Origin of the sequence: Paenibacillus sp. CR_12 (genome assembly GCF_041953985.1) — a bacterium.
Lineage (GTDB): Bacteria > Bacillota > Bacilli > Paenibacillales > Paenibacillaceae > Paenibacillus_AQ > Paenibacillus_AQ lautus_A.
Map to the genome: position 1 here is coordinate 658,129 of NZ_JAVFHO010000001.1, position 16,664 is coordinate 674,792.

The 16,664-nt window shown below is 52.8% G+C and carries 13 protein-coding genes; 11 read left to right on the forward strand and 2 right to left on the reverse strand.

Going from position 1 to position 16,664, the window contains the following annotated elements; genetic code table 11:
* Positions 1-84: 84 nt before the first annotated feature.
* The 3 genes from RB297_RS02990 (at position 85) to RB297_RS03000 (ending at position 1,754) form a co-directional block, all read left to right on the forward strand.
* Positions 85-1,050 carry a DUF4097 family beta strand repeat-containing protein gene (locus tag RB297_RS02990; RefSeq protein ID WP_375119684.1) on the forward strand — a complete coding sequence of 322 codons (966 nt, stop codon included), beginning with the start codon at positions 85-87 and terminating at the stop codon, positions 1,048-1,050.
* 169 nt (positions 1,051-1,219) lie between these two features.
* A complete protein-coding gene (locus tag RB297_RS02995; protein WP_375119685.1) occupies positions 1,220-1,522 on the forward strand; it encodes a hypothetical protein in 303 nt (100 codons plus the stop codon).
* A gap of 19 nt (positions 1,523-1,541) precedes the next feature.
* Positions 1,542-1,754 (forward strand): phosphotransferase family protein, encoded by a 213-nt coding sequence (locus tag RB297_RS03000; protein WP_347177543.1) that lies wholly within the window; start codon positions 1,542-1,544, stop codon positions 1,752-1,754.
* Between the two features lie 134 nt (positions 1,755-1,888).
* On the opposite strand, the gene RB297_RS03005 is transcribed toward RB297_RS03000, so the two are convergent.
* Positions 1,889-3,934: a serine hydrolase domain-containing protein gene (locus tag RB297_RS03005; RefSeq protein WP_375119686.1), complete on the reverse strand. Its 2,046-nt coding sequence runs from the start codon at positions 3,932-3,934 to the stop codon at positions 1,889-1,891.
* Between the two features lie 278 nt (positions 3,935-4,212).
* Here RB297_RS03005 and RB297_RS03010 point away from each other — a divergent pair, with 278 nt between their 5' ends.
* The 3 genes from RB297_RS03010 to RB297_RS03020 all read left to right on the forward strand — a co-directional run bounded on the left by RB297_RS03010 (position 4,213) and on the right by RB297_RS03020 (position 6,978).
* The gene (locus RB297_RS03010) at positions 4,213-4,992 is read left to right on the forward strand and encodes an alpha/beta fold hydrolase (RefSeq protein ID WP_192572087.1); all 780 of its coding nucleotides are present in this window, start codon (positions 4,213-4,215) and stop codon (positions 4,990-4,992) included.
* A 115-nt stretch (positions 4,993-5,107) separates the two neighbouring features.
* Positions 5,108-5,956, forward strand: coding sequence for a MerR family transcriptional regulator (locus RB297_RS03015; protein WP_375119687.1), 849 nt, complete (start codon positions 5,108-5,110; stop codon positions 5,954-5,956).
* Positions 5,956-6,978 carry a serine hydrolase domain-containing protein gene (locus RB297_RS03020; protein ID WP_375119688.1) on the forward strand — a complete coding sequence of 341 codons (1,023 nt, stop codon included), beginning with the start codon at positions 5,956-5,958 and terminating at the stop codon, positions 6,976-6,978. Before RB297_RS03015 ends, RB297_RS03020 begins: the two co-directional genes overlap by 1 nt.
* Before the next feature lie 293 nt (positions 6,979-7,271).
* Here the strand turns inward: RB297_RS03020 and RB297_RS03025 are convergent, their stop codons facing one another.
* Positions 7,272-9,257, reverse strand: a complete 1,986-nt coding sequence (locus RB297_RS03025) for a beta-galactosidase (RefSeq protein ID WP_375119689.1) — start codon at positions 9,255-9,257, stop codon at positions 7,272-7,274.
* A gap of 129 nt (positions 9,258-9,386) precedes the next feature.
* On the opposite strand from RB297_RS03025, the gene RB297_RS03030 reads away from it, so the two are divergent.
* The 5 genes from RB297_RS03030 to RB297_RS03050 all read left to right on the forward strand — a co-directional run bounded on the left by RB297_RS03030 (position 9,387) and on the right by RB297_RS03050 (position 16,660).
* Complete coding sequence (locus RB297_RS03030; protein ID WP_375119690.1) at positions 9,387-10,289, forward strand: helix-turn-helix domain-containing protein; 903 nt, start codon at positions 9,387-9,389, stop codon at positions 10,287-10,289.
* 140 nt (positions 10,290-10,429) lie between these two features.
* The gene (locus RB297_RS03035) at positions 10,430-12,739 is read left to right on the forward strand and encodes a helix-turn-helix domain-containing protein (protein WP_375119691.1); all 2,310 of its coding nucleotides are present in this window, start codon (positions 10,430-10,432) and stop codon (positions 12,737-12,739) included.
* 432 nt (positions 12,740-13,171) lie between these two features.
* Complete coding sequence (locus RB297_RS03040) at positions 13,172-14,197, forward strand: ABC transporter permease (RefSeq protein WP_192572081.1); 1,026 nt, start codon at positions 13,172-13,174, stop codon at positions 14,195-14,197.
* 15 nt (positions 14,198-14,212) lie between these two features.
* A complete protein-coding gene (locus tag RB297_RS03045; protein ID WP_375119692.1) occupies positions 14,213-15,097 on the forward strand; it encodes a carbohydrate ABC transporter permease in 885 nt (294 codons plus the stop codon).
* 36 nt (positions 15,098-15,133) lie between these two features.
* Positions 15,134-16,660 carry an ABC transporter substrate-binding protein gene (locus RB297_RS03050; RefSeq protein WP_375119693.1) on the forward strand — a complete coding sequence of 509 codons (1,527 nt, stop codon included), beginning with the start codon at positions 15,134-15,136 and terminating at the stop codon, positions 16,658-16,660.
* Positions 16,661-16,664 lie beyond the last annotated feature (4 nt).

Genomic DNA, 16,664 nt, shown 5'->3' on the forward strand with positions numbered 1-16,664 from the left:
GATGTTATACTGAACAGGACTTCAGTAATTGGCAAAAAAAGAGAACTCATACAGGGATGATATGGAAGGAATGAGGAACACGTTATGAAGAAGAGAACAGGATTCTTGATCGTGGCAATCGGCGTGCTGCTGCTGATCTTTACGATGAACCCAAGGAACATTTTTTCGGATATTCAATTCGGCTTTTCCTTTGACACCAAGAAGATAAATGAAGAGCAAACGTTTGATGCGGATGATTACCGGGACTTGACGGTGAAGACCGGAAGCATCGACATTCATGTCGTCCAAGGAGCCGCGGATCAGATCAAGGTGCGGCTGAGTGGAAAGGCAAGTTCGAAATATGCCGACCAGGTGAAACTGCAGGTTGAGCCGAACGGCGATTCGATGACGGTTGGCGTCGAAGAAGATCATGGCATTAATCTGGGTATAAGCATTATGGATCTACAGTTAACGGTGGAGTTACCGGAAAAGAACTGGGAAACGGCCAAGATCGAAAGCGGGAGCGGTAATATCGAAGTAGAGAGCTTACTGGGAGACGAGGTTACCGTCAAGGCAGGCAGCGGCAATGTCAATGTCCAGCAGGTGAACGCCGGCGAGCTGGCGGTGCATACCGGCAGCGGCAATATCGAAGTTGAGGAGATTGAAGCCGAATCGGTGGCGCTGCAATCGGGGTCCGGCGAAATCTCGGCAGACGGCTATCATGCCGAACAGCTGAGCTTTCAAAACGGCAGCGGCAACGTTGAGCTGAGTGATGGAGAAGCGGCTTTGCAAGGCAAGACGGGATCCGGCAATATCCGCGTAGATACGGAACGATTGGTTCATGATGCCGATCTGCGAACCGGCAGCGGCAACGTGAGCATTGATCTGGCTCAAGAACCTACTTCGTTGGAAGTCGATTACCAGGGAAGTTCCGGTGAGGGAAATATTCGGTTGGATGGAATGCGTTACGAGGTGAAGGACGAAGACAAAGGAAGACTGAAGGGAACGCTTGGCAGCGGCGACGTGCTGTTGAAGGTTCGCACGGGCTCCGGAAACTTCAAGCTGGAATAATTCTGTGCATAAAAGAGACGAGAAGACATCCTAACGGGGATGTCTTTTTTGTTGTGCATGAAGTCAACAAGGTACAAAAGCCAAGGTGAAAATTATCGATTGAAGGCGAATGCAGTGTGTATAATGAGGAAGAATATTTGCTTCCAATTTATAGGTGAGGAGACATGATATGCTTCCGATTCAATTGCATGAAATACCCGAGTCGATTATAGATGAAGTAGGTACGGTATCCAAGCTGGAATTTCCAAGACAGGGTCATACATCGGATGTAGGAATACTGGAAAACGAGCAGGGGCGATTTATTCTAAAGCGAACGAAGGGAGAGCAGTACAACTCGTGGCTGGCACAAGAAATCCGCGTTCTGCATTCTCTGCAAAAGACATCGTTGCTGGTCCCTTCGGTTTACAGGTTCGTGGAAGATAAAGAAAACAATCAATCGTGGGCGCTTAACAAACACCTTAATACATGGTGATTTCACGATTGATAATGTTTTGGTTCGCGACGGAAACATTACGGGCATCATAGATTGGAGCGGTGGAGCGCTTGGTGATCCAAGGTATGATGTGTCTTTGGCGATACGCCCTAAACCGAACGCGATTGAAACCGAATCGGAAATCGACGTTTTCTTTGAAGGATATGGGAGAGGAAGGATTAGCGAGTCGGAGTACAAGTACTTTGAAGAAGGATTATATGCATTTTTCTAGATAGGATCGGGGGGCTAATCACCATCACCTGATTATGATTCGTACTAGAACAGCTGACGATTCGAAACCGTCAGCTGTTCTTATTCATATTAAGCTATGAGTGCCAAGCTTCCACTAGTAAGCAGCGGACCAAATTAAAAACCAAAAGCCTGCTGAATCAGTTTCGCGTAGATGGCCGCTGCTTCCTTCCGCAGAAGATTGTCCGTTGGCCGGTAATCGGCCGCACCGTTTGCATCCTTGGTCACTTCGGGACCATGCATGCCGGTTCCGACCATAAACTGCACCGCTTCATCCGCCCACGCGGCCGGTTTCGTACGGAGTTTGGACGGGACGGCCTTCGCGCCAAGCGCATGATGTGCAGTCCGCCATATGATAACTGCAGCCTCTTGGCGCGTGATCGGCTGATCGGGTTCGAAATTCTGGTTCGTCTTGCCGATCACGGCGCCCATATCCGCAGCATTCTGCACATAACCAGCAAGCGGGTGCCCTTGCATATCTTTGAATATGCTTACGCTTTCGCTAGGCTTCATGCCGGCCAGCCTGCTGATGACGCTGACAAACTCGGCCCGGGTAATCGGTTCATCCGGCCGGAAGCTGGATTGTCCTTTATCCCCGAAAGCCTGGAGAGACTGAGCGAAGTAAATGTCCTTGGCATAAGGATTTTCTTCAGGGACGTCGTTGTAAGGAGCAGGATTCGGGAGCTTCTCGGACATACTGTCGATGGCCGTGTAATACATGTACGCAACATCACCGTTATCATCTTCCTTAAACGCGGCGGGTACGCCGTTCTCATCCACAAACCGCAGCGGTCCGACCGGTTTGAGTTTATGCTCGCCCATGGCATCGTTAACCAGCAGCTCGCCTTGTCCGGCAGTCACCTGGGTGGCGATAATCGGAGTCCTCAGGCTTCTGTATAGGCCCTCGAATTTCTGCAGCTGCTCCTGATGGAGTGGGAATGAATTCTCTGAGCCCTGCTTTTTCGGATAGAAATGATCCATGAACGCGACGAAAAATTCGCTGCGGATCGAAGAGCTCTTGTCGCTGTTAACAACGATCAGACCACCGACATTCTGGTCGGGAAGCAGCCAAAGCCAGGAATGGTAGCCCTCCAAATCGCCGCCTTTGCCAATCACCGTTTGGCCGTTATGGCTGTTGTGCATGAACGACTCGAAGCCGTAAGACGTCAACGGAATGCCAGCGGCATCATAATGCGTCTTGTGCATCAATCGCGTCGTTTCCTCCTTCAGGATGCGGGCCGATCCGAATCGGCCCTCGTTCAGATGGGCAGTAATGAAATTGGCCATATCGGTACCGCTGGCGAACATGCCGCCTTCAGGTGCGATGGTAGGCACGTTCTCGTAAGGCTTTATCGGTTGTTGATCGACATTGTACCCCGTGGCAAGATTCGCGATGATATCGTCGTTCATTCGAAATGCGGCACGCTTCATGTTCAGCGGGTCGAATATTTGCTTTTTGATATAATTCTCAAACGGCTCTCCAGATACGCTCTGGACAATATATCCCTGCATGGAGGATGCCAGATTGTCATACCGGTAAACTTCACCAGGCGTACGAACCACAGCCGGAGCATTCACCCGGATAAAATCGGCGAGCGGAATCTCGCCCTTCTGAATGATTTGAGGCGGAACCGAGTAGCTGTCCGTAAAATCGAAGCCCGTCGTATGCGTCAGCAAATGCTCAACGGTGACGGGGGCGCCGGTAAGGTTAGGGATCTTCACATCCGGCATGTATTCGGTTATGTTTTGCTTCAGGTCGATTTTCCCGTTCTCGACCAGCTGCATGACCGCCGTTGCGGTAACCGATTTCGATATCGATGCCATGCGGAACAATGTACGATCCGGATCAATCTTCTTCTTGGATTCAAGATCGGCGTAACCGTAGCCCGTATTCAACAGCACCTTGTCGTCTTGTACGACCACTACTAGTGCGCCTGCCAGCATGTCCGAAACCTGGGGATCGGCAAAATAAGCGTCAGCGAAAGCCTTGACTTCGTTGGAGCTTAGTACCGGTGCCCCCGCATGCCGGGATTCGACTGCGACTTCTGCGGATTTGGCCGCTGCCGCATGAATATCGACGGGGAAAGCCAGCAGACTGGCGGACAGCACGGAGGCTGCCAATACACGAATGGTTCTTGACTTGCTTTGTCTCTTCGGCTTCATGTGTTCCTCTCCTTATCACATATGCATTGGATTTCCACTTAATGGTAGACCATGCAGAGAGGAGGAAGAACAGTCCCAAGAAGGAGTTTGAACTGGATCCGCGGCAGGAAACCAGACTCGACTTTGGTCCAGGGAATTGTATTGGCAAGCCGTGCAATGCATAATTTATACCATGAATCTTTTAAAAGTATAATAAAATGCTAAAAATTCTGTTAAATCTTCAGATTCATATACTATAATTGTATTAAAAGTAAATGTTATATATTGGGGATGATACAATGAACTTATTCATGAAGGAGAGCGGAAACATTCATGCGTCAAGGATGATCGTATTTTTGCATGGGGGCGGGGTAAGCGGCTGGATGTGGAACAAGCAGCTTCCCTTTTTTAAAGACGATTACTGCCTGGTTCCCGATTTACCCGGACACGGCGGCAGCTCCGCCAACGGGCCCTTTTCTATAAAACGCACTGCAGCCCAGATCAATGAGGTCATCTCGAATAAGGCGGACGGAAGGGAAATTATTGTATTCGGTTTTTCCTTGGGGGCTCAGATTCTCGTGGAAATGATGTGCCAACGACCTCAACTCATCGATTACGCAATCGTAAACAGCGCTTTGCTTAGGCCGATGCCGGCTGCGCTGAAGCTGATCGAACCTTCTGTACGAATGACCTTTCCGCTGACCAAATACCGATGGTTCTCCAGATGGCAGGCAAGCACGCTGTACGTGAATCGGGATGATTTTGAACAGTATTATTCGGAATCCCTGCATATGCCTTCGGAGCTGCTGGTTTCGGTGCTCAAGGAAAACATGTCCTATGCAATCTCTCCAAGCATCAAAGAATCTTCGACGAAGGTATTGGTTACGGTCGGGGAGAAGGAAAGAGCCAGCGTTAAAAAATCAGCCAGGGACCTCGTGCAGCTATCCAACCTTGCGGAGGGGATCGTGTTTCCCGGTATCGGGCACGGCATACCGCTTGCCGATCCGGCATTATTCAACCGCGTAACGGGGAAGTGGCTGAACACCGGGGAACTGCCGGAAGATCTTCCTCAGGTGTAGTACGGAGGCGAGGAAGATCAGGGATTCCATTTTACAAATTAGCAGTGGACTTTGCCCTAAGGGCAAGGTGTAAAGTGATCTTGAACCAAGAGTCTAGACGGAAAGAGGTGGATCCTTGCTGCCGATTGGGGAATTCTCCAAACTATGCGAAGTATCGACGAAGACGCTTCGGTATTACGATGAAATCGGATTAATTCATCCGGATCAGATCAATCCGGAAAACGGGTATAGGTATTATTCCATCGCTCAGCTAAAGAGAATGCTCTATATTAACCGGTTGAAGTCTTACCATTTTTCACTGGACGAAATCAAAGAAATCTTAGCGGGGGAACCGGATCACTCGGATGAGAAGCTTTACACGGCCCTTCACCGCAAGCGTCGGGAAGTCCAGCACAAATTAGATATGTATCATCATGCCCTGAACCGAATGGACCAGGATATCCTGAGTCTGGAAAAGGGCATCGACGTGATGTCGTACCTGAATCGAATTGAAGTGCAGCTTGTGGATCGGGCGCCAATGCATCTTCTTTTCATTCGCCGGATGATGAGCAGGGAGGATTATGCTCTGGGTTATGGCAGGTATTTTAGCGGGTTATATGAACAGATTGCCAAGGAGAAGCTTACATTGGTTGGTACGCCCATGACGATTTATCACAGCTCCGAATACAATCCCGCAGGCAATGACACCGAGTTTGCCCTCCCGGTCAAGGAGAGGGTTATTGGAACGAGGGACCTGGAGGGAGGACGATGTGCCAAGTCTGTTTGGAAGGGTTCCTATTCGGATTTGACATCGGTATATGCCAGGCTCAGGGAATGGATAGAAGAAGAGGGATACGCATTGCGCCAATCCCCGTATGAAATCTATGTAACCGATCCGAATCAAGCCACGGCTGCCGAGCACTTGGTTACTGAGGTCTATTTTCCCGTGTCGAAAAAACAAATAAAAAATGCGAGGTATCTCTAATGAAGAGAGAGTATTGGCCAACGAAGGCATGGCAAGCCGCTGCCCCTGAAGCCTTGAGTTTGGATGCCGGCAAGCTTTCGGACCTTGATGCTTTGATCCCATCCGAATACGGCAACATCAACGGTATGGTCGTGGTGAGAAACGGATATATCGCATATGAAAAATACGATCATGGTTGCGGCCCGGAGGATACCCACCATGTGGCATCGGTCACCAAGAGCGTTTTATCCGCCCTCATAGGCATTGCCATCGGTGCCGGTTATATTGACAATTCGGATCAAAAGGTGCTGGATTTCTTTCCCGAATATGAACACAAGTCCGCTGATCGGCAAATACAAGACATTACGCTTCGCCATCTTCTTACGATGACGGCTCCGTATCCCTTTGAGGACTGGCGCGAGCCATTGGACAAAATGTGCATGCAGCCTGATTGGGTAGCATATACGCTTGATATGCTGGGGGAAGGCGGAACCCTGGGAGCGTTCAAATATTCCACCGCAGGAGTGCACCTGCTGTCAGCCATTATCACCCGCACCACCGGAAAAAGCGCACGCGCCTTTGCGAACGAACACTTGTTTAAACCGATTGGCATGACCGAAATCCCGGATCATGACATGGGATCATTCGGATTTGATCATTTATTCGGTAAAGACGTCAGGGGATGGGTCAAAGACCCCGGCGGCAACACCACGGGTGGATGGGGCCTTACGTTAAGCCCGCGCGATATGGCGCGTTTCGGTTTTCTGTACCTGAACCGCGGCCTATGGGACAGACAACCGATTATACCGGGAGATTGGATAGACCAATCAACGGCGATGAACGCTAACCAATACGGTTATTTGTGGTGGCTGAGGGATGAGGACGGAATTTATACATATTCGGCCGTAGGCGATGGAGGCAATATCATCTGCTGCATTCCGGAAAAAGATATGGTTGTAGCGATTGCATCGTCCTTTATCGCCAATCCGCGGGATCGATGGACCTTGATAAAGGAAGGCGTGCTTTCCGCTGTCATAGAATAAATCGAGGAACGTAAACGCCATTCGCGCTATCTTCTTTCCTTGTTACGTACCTGGTTCTCATCGCAATTCCGTTCTGCTAGAAGATGTATAATCCGATTACTAAGCAAATGCACCCAGCTTCAGAACGGCTGAGCAGCTGACATTCGTTCGCCACATGACGAAAGAAAGGTGAGCAGGCAACATGAAAGACCTGCAAATGAACCGATATGATGCGAACAGCCGCAGTCTCCAGACTGCGGCTGCTTGTATCATATGGAAGAACTGTTCCCTCATCATGAAGGCAAGCATGTAGTTTACGCCAGTTCCAGCACAACCATTTGATGATTATCCAGATTGGGAACCGTATAGTTGATCTCCCCCTGACTCCCAATGGTATAAGAAAGCTCTTCCATCGAGGGGGCCAGATAGATCCGCCGGATCGAAGGCGCCGCAGGGAGGCGCAAGCGGACGGAAACATCCCGCAGCGGTACGATGTCCTCGATGACTTCAATGCGCCCCTTCAGGACAGGAGAAGCATAGAGAAGGTGATTGATATAACGATTCTCCTCCTGCTGATACTGCAGCGTCGCGATGCCCCGTGCCGGCAAATCGCAGCGTAGAGTAGGCTTTGGCAGGAGCCGGTCGATCGCATGCAATACCATCTCCTTCAGAATGAGATGGCCGTTGTCCGCATAGTCGCCGAACACATTCCATGCGATGTAGATGCCGTTTGTGCTCTCAATCATCCCCGGGCCGCCGTCTTCTCCGGCGCTTGGCGTGTGCTGATGTGAGCAGAACGTGAACACATCGCGGTTGAAGTACGGGTTCTCCCGGCTGCCAAGCGTTCGGCCGCCGTTCAATTCAACCAGCTGACCTTCACCGTACATTACGTACGATGCAGGCATGAGAGGTCCTGGAACAAAGTCCGGGCGGAAATAAGACGGACGGTATGGGCTCTGGCCCTGCCAGTTCAATCCGAGATCCAGCGCAAACGCGTCGCCTGCCGCATTCAAACCCGAACGACCCGAGGCTAGAACTTTTCCTCCGCCCGCTGTGAATGCACGGATGTCCTCTTCCAATCCGGGCCATATCGGTACCTCGTCCGGCAGAATCAGCACGTTGTAGAGGCTAAAATCAGCACTTGCATCCACGATGTCGTAAAGGTAATGCCCTTCGGTCAGGATGCGTACCGCACCGGCATCCGCCAGGTTGTTCCGGTCATTCGACTTCCGTGCTTCCGGGCAAGCCTCCCAAGCAGCCTCCAGCGACAGGACGGCGATGTCCGCCACGGAAGAGGTTGCGCTGCACCAAGGCTCTTTCGCTTCCACCTCCGCATAGGCTGTGCCGATCAAGGCGTAGGTTGCTTCATCCATGAGACCCGAAGGATGAAGCTGGTCGCCGATCGAGCACTTGGCGCCATGGGCGAGACTGAGCGCCGTTTCGAAGCGCAGTGCGTTCGGATGCTTGTAACCGCCGAATTCGCCCCAGGAGGTATGGAATTTGCCCGTCATGCCGAGATAGTCCATGCCTAGCGTCTGTGCATAGCGTGCGGACAGCGGAAAGTGATCGTAACCCCAGCCTCCGGTAGGAAGCGATTCGAGTTCCAAATGGCTGTTGACTTGAGCAAGGTCGCGGCGGCCGCGACGTTGATGGCCGCTGTTATGGAATACCGGCAGACCGGGTTTAATCTCATCGATCGTTTCTCTTACCCGGCGGGCATAGTTCAGGTAGGTGGATTCGCCTAACGCGGCAACGGCAGCTTCATCGCGAGGGTCATGACCCGCTGATTGCAGCGCGGTCACGCAATGCTGGCACCGGCATTGACGGATTCCGACGATGTCAAGGAAAATGCCGTCCGCATCATACCTGGAAACTACCTCGCGGATTTGCGCCAGCAAGATGTCCAGGTAAGGCGTGTTGAAGCAAAATTCATGGTAACCTGGCGTCATGAAATCTTCTGCCCAGCGCGTACGGTCTTTCGCGTCGCGGATCAGCCATTCGGGATGGCGCCGCGCCAGCTTTTCGTCCAGCCCCGCGGATAAGTACACCGGCGTCTTGACGCCGATTTCATGGGCAGCCGAGATCATTTCGCCCAGCAGATCGAATGAGAGATGCGGGTGCGTTTCATTGGCTTCGCTCGGATGGTAAGCCCAGCCGTGATGGCATTTAGAAAACACGGTGATGGAATCGACATGCCCAGCGCGCAGCATGTTCTGAAACTGGGGTTTTGAAAACCGGCTACCGATGCCGGGAATGGCCTCGGATGTATGGAAGTCGAGATGAACCTGACGAAAACGCATGCGTAAACAGCCTCCTTAGTCGCTATATGAGAGCGGTTTCTCGTGATCAAATGTACCTCTTTTTCATGCGGGCAACCAGTGATAATATAGACTTTGATTAGCACAAAATGAACTTGCGAAAAGGAGGGGATGGCTGTGCTGTGCTTAGAATTCGCCATACCGCCGCTGCCGCAATTCGTTACGGCCGGACATGCCGTATGGAAGCCGGGAGACAGGCATTTCGCCCGCACCTTCGGCGTTTATGACCTGCTTCTGGTCACGAAAGGAACGCTCTATATGACGGAAGAACAGACGGAGTATGAGGTCGGCGCGGGAAAGCTGCTGGTGCTGGAAGCGGGACTGCCGCATGTCGGACACCGAGCCTGCTCGGAGCATACGGAGATTTATTGGGTGCATTTCATTCATGGTCATCCGGCCGAGCACATCCGTCGGGAAGATATTCCCTGGTCGAACCTGCTGTCCAAAGGCACGGTAGAAGACGTTGAGCCTTCTCCGCAGCAGCGCATGTACTTGCCGAAGTTTGCGCCCTTCGAGGTGCAAACCTTGGAGCCGATGCTGCGCGGATTGAACGATACCCACAACAGACTGAACGGGGAAAATGCGCTCCAGCTCCACCTTTTGCTGACCGAGCTGTTTGCCGCGCTGCAGGCTGGCTGCGCCCGGACATCCGAGCCGGAGCCTTCCGTCCGGCTGGCCCAGGCCGCCGCAGCCTATTTGAACGAACATTGGAAGGAGCCGTTTGAACGGGCCGCGCTGGAGGAAAAGCTCCACTTCCAAGCGAGTTATGTCGCAAGATGCATGAAGAGGCATATCGGCAAAACGCCACTGCAGTACGTGCTGCACCTGCGCCTAGAGGAGGCCAAGAAACTGCTTGGCGGCACGGTGCTTGGCATTTCCGAGATCGCGGAACGCGTGGGAATCCGCGATTCGAACTACATGACGCGCCTGTTTACCGCCAAGGTTGGCATGACGCCAGGTGCTTATCGGCAAATGCTTCGGCAGAAGAGGGATGGCGAGGGGCGGGTCACCTGAGCAGCCCTGATCATACGACAATACCCAGAGATACGGTCAGTGCGTATCCCGTACAGGGTAATATTTCGAAAATGCAGATTGACAATGAAAATCCCGGCGGCTTATAGTAAAGCCACCTAAACTTGCAGGAGAGTGGTCCCATGAACTTGCTGCAAACCCTCCGCTCTCGCAAATATTTGCAGCGGATTATCCTGAGCTTTATGCTCGTCGTCGCCATGCTCGCCATCGCCTCCCTCTTTCTGAACGCCGCCGCCCGTGACAAAGTGTTGAGCCTCCAGCATGAGGCCGACGTCAAGCTGCTCACCCAAATTAACTACAACATCGAGAACATGAACGGGATCGTGAAGGATTTGGCGGTATCGCTGTATAACGACGAAGAGCTCATCGCACTGAAATCCGGGGCGGATTATAAGCAGAGCATCCTGAAGATCGAGCGTTTGAACCGCACGGTTGCTGCTTCCCCGTACTTGCACGCCGCCGTGTTTTATAACGGCAAACAGGGCCGTTTTTTCTCGTCGCTGAGCCATGATATGGATACGCGCGTCCTTTACGGCGCATTGGAAGATTACATGGACGCTCGTGCGGACCTGCCGAAGCTGCAGCTCATTCCGCTCGATCTCGACGGGGAGAACGAAGGCATCGACGTGTTCGCATTTTTCATATATGATGGGCCGAGCCTCGGTTCCGTCAATCGGAACGCGCTGATCTTGACCGTGAAGCCGGGGTGGATGCTGGACAATGTGAAAGCGCTTAATCGGGTCGCCGAACGGGAAAACGACGTCCTGTTCGTTACGGACGGCAATGGTCAAGTACTGATGGCGGGCGACCGCAAGCTACCGCCCGGGCTGGACATCAAGAGAGATTTACTCGGACGGATGGGCTCGGCAAACCATGCACCGGACTCCTTCATCCATCAACAAGGCGATAAGAAATATAAGGTCACCTATTTAAGCAAAGGTTTAAACGACTGGCAGATCATCAGCCTTCAAGACTATGACGACGTGCTGGGCAGCGTCCGCCAGATGCGGTGGACGGAGATGGCCGTGACTTTGTCCGTGGCCGTGCTGGCTTTGCTGCTGTCCGTACTGATTTCGCTCCGGCTATACAAACCGGTAGGACGCCTGCTTACGCTGGTGCCCTACGATGGACGTGGAGACGCCAAAGCCAAGGATGAGCTGTCCCTGATCACGGAGAACGTAACGGAAATGATCGGCAAGCTCAGAGGATTGGAACAGGAGCGGGCCACGCAATGGAATATCGCCAAGTTATATCATCTGCGGAGCCTGATCGGCACAAGCGACAGCATGGACGAAGCAGCGTTTATGCGGATGAAGGAGCAGTACGGGATCGATATCGTGCATCCTTCGCCGCTTCGACTTGCGCTTGTGCAGCTCGACGACCTGCAAAGCCAGGTCCTGCAGCCGGTTCCCCGGGCGGAAGAGCTTTATTCCTTCGCCATCGCGAATATCGGCCAGGAACTTCTGCGCCATGGCGGCTCCTGCGAAGCGGCGGATATGAAGAGCGGCCATCTCGTTTTTGTTGTCGGGGGCGATTCCGGTCACCTCGAGTCCTTGCACGAACGCTTCCGTGAACTTCAGCAAACCATTCTCCGCTTCTATCGGATTACGTTCACCGTAACGCTAAGCGATACCTTCGAGGATTATCGCCAGCTTACGAAACATTACAATCTGGCGCTGCGGCATTCCAACTATCGCATGATATTCGGTAAGGGCGCCGTGATCCGGCCGGAGATGATCCGCAGGAACGAGCGAAACGAATCGCTTACCATTCCGAAGGAAGTGGAACGCCGGCTGACGGAGGGCTTAAAGGGCGGCAATCCGGACGAGACGGAGCAAGCGATTCGGAGCTGGAGGGAGCATCTTGCCGAGTTTAGCTTTGACGGCATGTTTTCGGCGCTGCTGCATTTGACCATGACGCTGAGCCATACGCTTGGTGAAATGAATAATAACAACTTGAACCCGGTGTCGGTCAATCTGCAGGCAATTAACCGCCGCATTCTCGAAAAAGAGACGCTGGACGAGATCGAGTGCGTGCTCCTGGACGTCGTGCGGGAAGTGTTCGAGCAGCGCAGGAGCGGACGCGAGGATAAAAACCGGCTGCTTGCGGATACCGTCAAGGAAATGATCGATAAGCATTATGCCGATCCGGACCTCAACGTACAGAAGATCGCCGATATGCTGAAGATGAGTTCCGTCTATTTGGGGCAAGTGTTCAAGGCGCATGAAGGTGCGACGGTAGTCGACCAGATCAACGCGACTCGGCTTGCCCGTGCCCAGCAGTATCTGGAGCAGCAGCAATTGACCGTGGCCGAAATCATGGAGAAGGTAGGCTTCGGCAATGAAAGCTATTTCTATCGGCTGTTCAAGCGCCGGTATGGAACGACCCCGAAAGAGTACCGCCTGAAGTGCGCCATCGAGCGCAGTACTTAAATCGCACAGGTTCCATCAGACCCGCAGGCGAGTGTTGCCGTTTGCGGGTTTTTGCCATCCGTGCTCCGACAATGATATCCATTCGAATGCGGGCGAACCGGCAGATTCGATACAATCTGAGAGCCCCGTCGACCAGTTGGATCAACGCTTAACTGAAAAGTACTGTCTCCATTGCTCCTGCACCTTGGGCATCGCATCGATGATGGGAGAATGGTAGCCCCTTAGTGTCGGCAGAGGCCCTGAAATTTTGCAAGTGCAGCAATCTTGGATCTATACAGCCGGCTGTACAGCATTCCGAAATCCCTACAGTCCGCCTGTACAGCAATCCTGAAATTGTACAGTAACGGAAAGTACCGCGTTTGAGCTATCGTTAAACGTGCAAAGCCTGGAACGCAGGCAAGAAGTGCACAAGGAAAGGAAGGGGCTTTCGCTATGTTGAAGAAGATTACACGATCGGGCTCTATGGGCGCGGAACCGGCGAACCGATCGGGAACCGGGCCCGACCCGGATTCAGAACCAGCCGGCACTCGCCCAAAAAAATCGGCGCTTCGCAGGGAGCTTCGCCACTTTCGAAACAACCGCGAGCTGTTTCTCTTATCCCTGCCGGGGATTCTGTACAAGCTGATTTTTGCCTATATTCCATTGGTGGGATTGATCATCGCCTTCAAGCATTATCGCTACGATCTCGGCATATTCGGCAGCGAATGGGTAGGTCTGGAAAACTTCCGTTATTTGTTCTCGACCGATACGGCTTGGCGGATCACGCGCAATACGGTGCTGTATAATGCCGCTTACATTGCAGTTACCACGGCCGCTGCGCTGTTGTTGGCCATTCTGATGAACGAGCTCAGGGCGAAATGGAGCAAATTTTATCAGACCGCGCTGTTTCTGCCCCACTTTCTATCCTGGGTGCTGGTCGGATACGTGGCATATGCCTTCCTGAACCATTCCGACGGTTTCATTAACCGCACCTTGCAAATGTTCGGCATGGATCCGATCAGTTGGTACCAGACGGCCGAGGCATGGCCGGCCATTCTCATTCTTGTTCATTTATGGAAGGCAGTCGGCTTCAACACGCTTATTTATTTTGCGGGCATTATCGGCATTAACAGCGAGTATTACGAGGCAGCCCGGATCGATGGTGCGACGAAATGGCAGATGGCCATGAGAATTACGGTCCCGCTGCTGGCTCCGCTGGTCATCATTCTGCTGATTTTGTCCATCGGCAACATGTTCCGCGGCGACTTCGGACTGCATTATTTCATTCCGAACAACTCCGGCTTCCTGTACGGATCCACGGATATTATCGATACGTACGTATACCGCGCACTCCGAGAGATCGGTAATGTCAGCATGTCGGCCGCCACGGGCTTCTATCAGTCGGTTGTCGGTTTCGTGCTCGTGCTGGCGGCGAACGGGATCGTGCGCAAAATCAATCCAGAGCATTCCCTGTGGTAAGAAGGAGGATATCCGATGCCGAAGAAGTTCGAACTATCCAAAATGTTGATCCATCTGCTGTTCATCCTGCTATCGCTGGCCATCGTCCTGCCGTTTCTGCTCGTTGTCGCGGTCTCGCTGACGGACGAAGCGTCGCTTACCGACAAGGGCTATCAGTTTTTTCCAGAAACGTTCAGCCTGGAGGCTTATCGCTATCTTCTCGACGCACCCGACATTTTGCTGCGGGCCTACGGGGTCACGATCACGGTGACCGTCATTGGAGCGCTGGCAGGCCTTCTGCTCACCGCGATGACCGCATACGTCATCTCGAGACCGGATTACCGCTACAACAGGGTAACGACGTTTTACGTGTTTTTCACGATGCTGTTCAGCGGCGGGCTCGTCCCTTCCTATATTCTCATCACCCAATACCTGCATTTAAAGGACAGCTTGCTTGCCCTAATCCTGCCGGTTCTGCTCTCGCCCTTCAACATCATGGTCATGAAGGGATTCATGTCCAAAATTCCGCTTGAAATCGTGGAATCCGCCAAAATCGACGGGGCAAGGGAGCTGCGCATCTTTTTCCGGATCATATTGCCGCTATCCACGCCGGCCTTGGCCACGCTGGGTTTGCTTATCTCGTTCACGTACTGGAACGAATGGTTCAACGCCATGCTGTATCTCGACGATCCCGACAAGGTGCCGCTGCAGCTGCTGCTTGTGCGAACGCTGGGCAGCATCGAGTTCATAACCTCCAATTCGGAATTTTCGCAGCAGCTGGGCATCGATTTATCCAGCTTCCCGAACAACTCGGCAAGAATGGCGATCGCGGTGCTGGCCGGCGGGCCGATGCTGATCATCTTCCCGTTCTTCCAACGGTTCTTCGTGAAAGGGCTTACGGTTGGCTCCCTTAAGGGTTAACATACATCAACCAATAAACATTCAGGAGGTCATGTCATGAAAAAAAGATTATTCGGATTGCTCGCGGTCATCATGATCGCCATGTCCGCGCTTGCCGGCTGCGGAGGCAGCGGCGGGAAGAGCGGTACGGGCAGCGGAACGACCGGCACGCAAGGATCGACACCGGAGGCGAGCGGCGCTAGCGGGCTTGAGCCCGCAGAGCTGACTTGGTATTATCCGCTGCTGCAGCTGCAGCCGGACCAGAAGAAGGTCGAAGAGGAGATCAACAAAATCGTGAAGGAGAAGCTGAACGCCACCGTCAAGCTGATGCCGGTCGCAATCGGGGATTACGTGCAGAAGATGAATACCGTACTGGCGGCAGGCGAGAAGTTCGACATTCTCTGGACCGGTTACATGCTGAAACCGGAAGAGCTTGTACGGAAAGGGGCTATTCAACCGCTGAACGGGCTCCTGGATGAGTACGCGCCGCAGCTGAAGATGGACGTCCCTCAGGTGATGTGGGATGGCCTCTCGGTGGACGGGGAAATTTACGGCATCCCGAATCAGCAAATCAACGGGTCGAGATACGGCTTTATCGTGCAGAAGCGGTTTGCCGACAAATACGGCTTGGATCCATCCACGATCAAAACGATAGCGGATATTGAGCCGTTCCTTGAGCAAATCAAGCAGAACGAGCCGGGCATCATTCCGATCGGCCTGTTCGGCGGCTCGTTTGTCAACCCGCAGGCGCATGACGATCAATATTGGGTCGTTCCGGGGCTTGACGATCATTTCTACATCAAGACCGATGACCCGTCCTACACGTTGCATCGCTATCCGGAGGAGGAGCTGGACAATTTCCGCCTGGCCAGCAAATGGTATAAAGCCGGGTACATCCACAAGGACGCGGCCACGGAAAAAATGACCGACTACCAATCCAAGGGCCAGATCGCGGTCGAGTTCGACGTCACATTGAAGCCTGGGGTCGAGGCAGAGGTCAAGCCGAAGAACGGCGGAAACGATGTCATCATCATCCCGCTCAGCGATTGGTTCTCCAACGGTTATTCGGCAACGACCAACCAGTCGATCAGCCGCACTTCGCCGAATCCGGAACGGGCCATGATGCTGCTCAATCTGATCAACACCGATAAGGAGCTCTATAACCTGATGATCAACGGCTTAGAGGGAGTGCATTACGAGAAGCTGAGCGGGGAGTATATCAAAGCGATGCCGGATTCCAGGTATCGTCCGAACATGGATTGGGTCTTCGGCAGCGTCTTCAATTCCTACCTGAAGGAAGGCCAACCGGAGAACATATGGGAGGAAACGAAAAAAATCAACGAAAGCTCTGAAATCAATCCGGTCGGCGCCTTCAAGTTCAATTCCGAGCCGGTCAGCACGGAAATCGCGAACCTGAATGCCGTATGGGGCGAGTACAAACGGGGACTCGTGACCGGCACGCTCGATTTCGAGGAGACCTGGCCCGTTCTTTACGGCAAGCTGAAGGAGGCGGGCGAAGATAAATACGTGGAGGAGGTGACGCGTCAGTTCGAGCAATTCCTGAAAGATAAGGGCTTGAAATAATCGG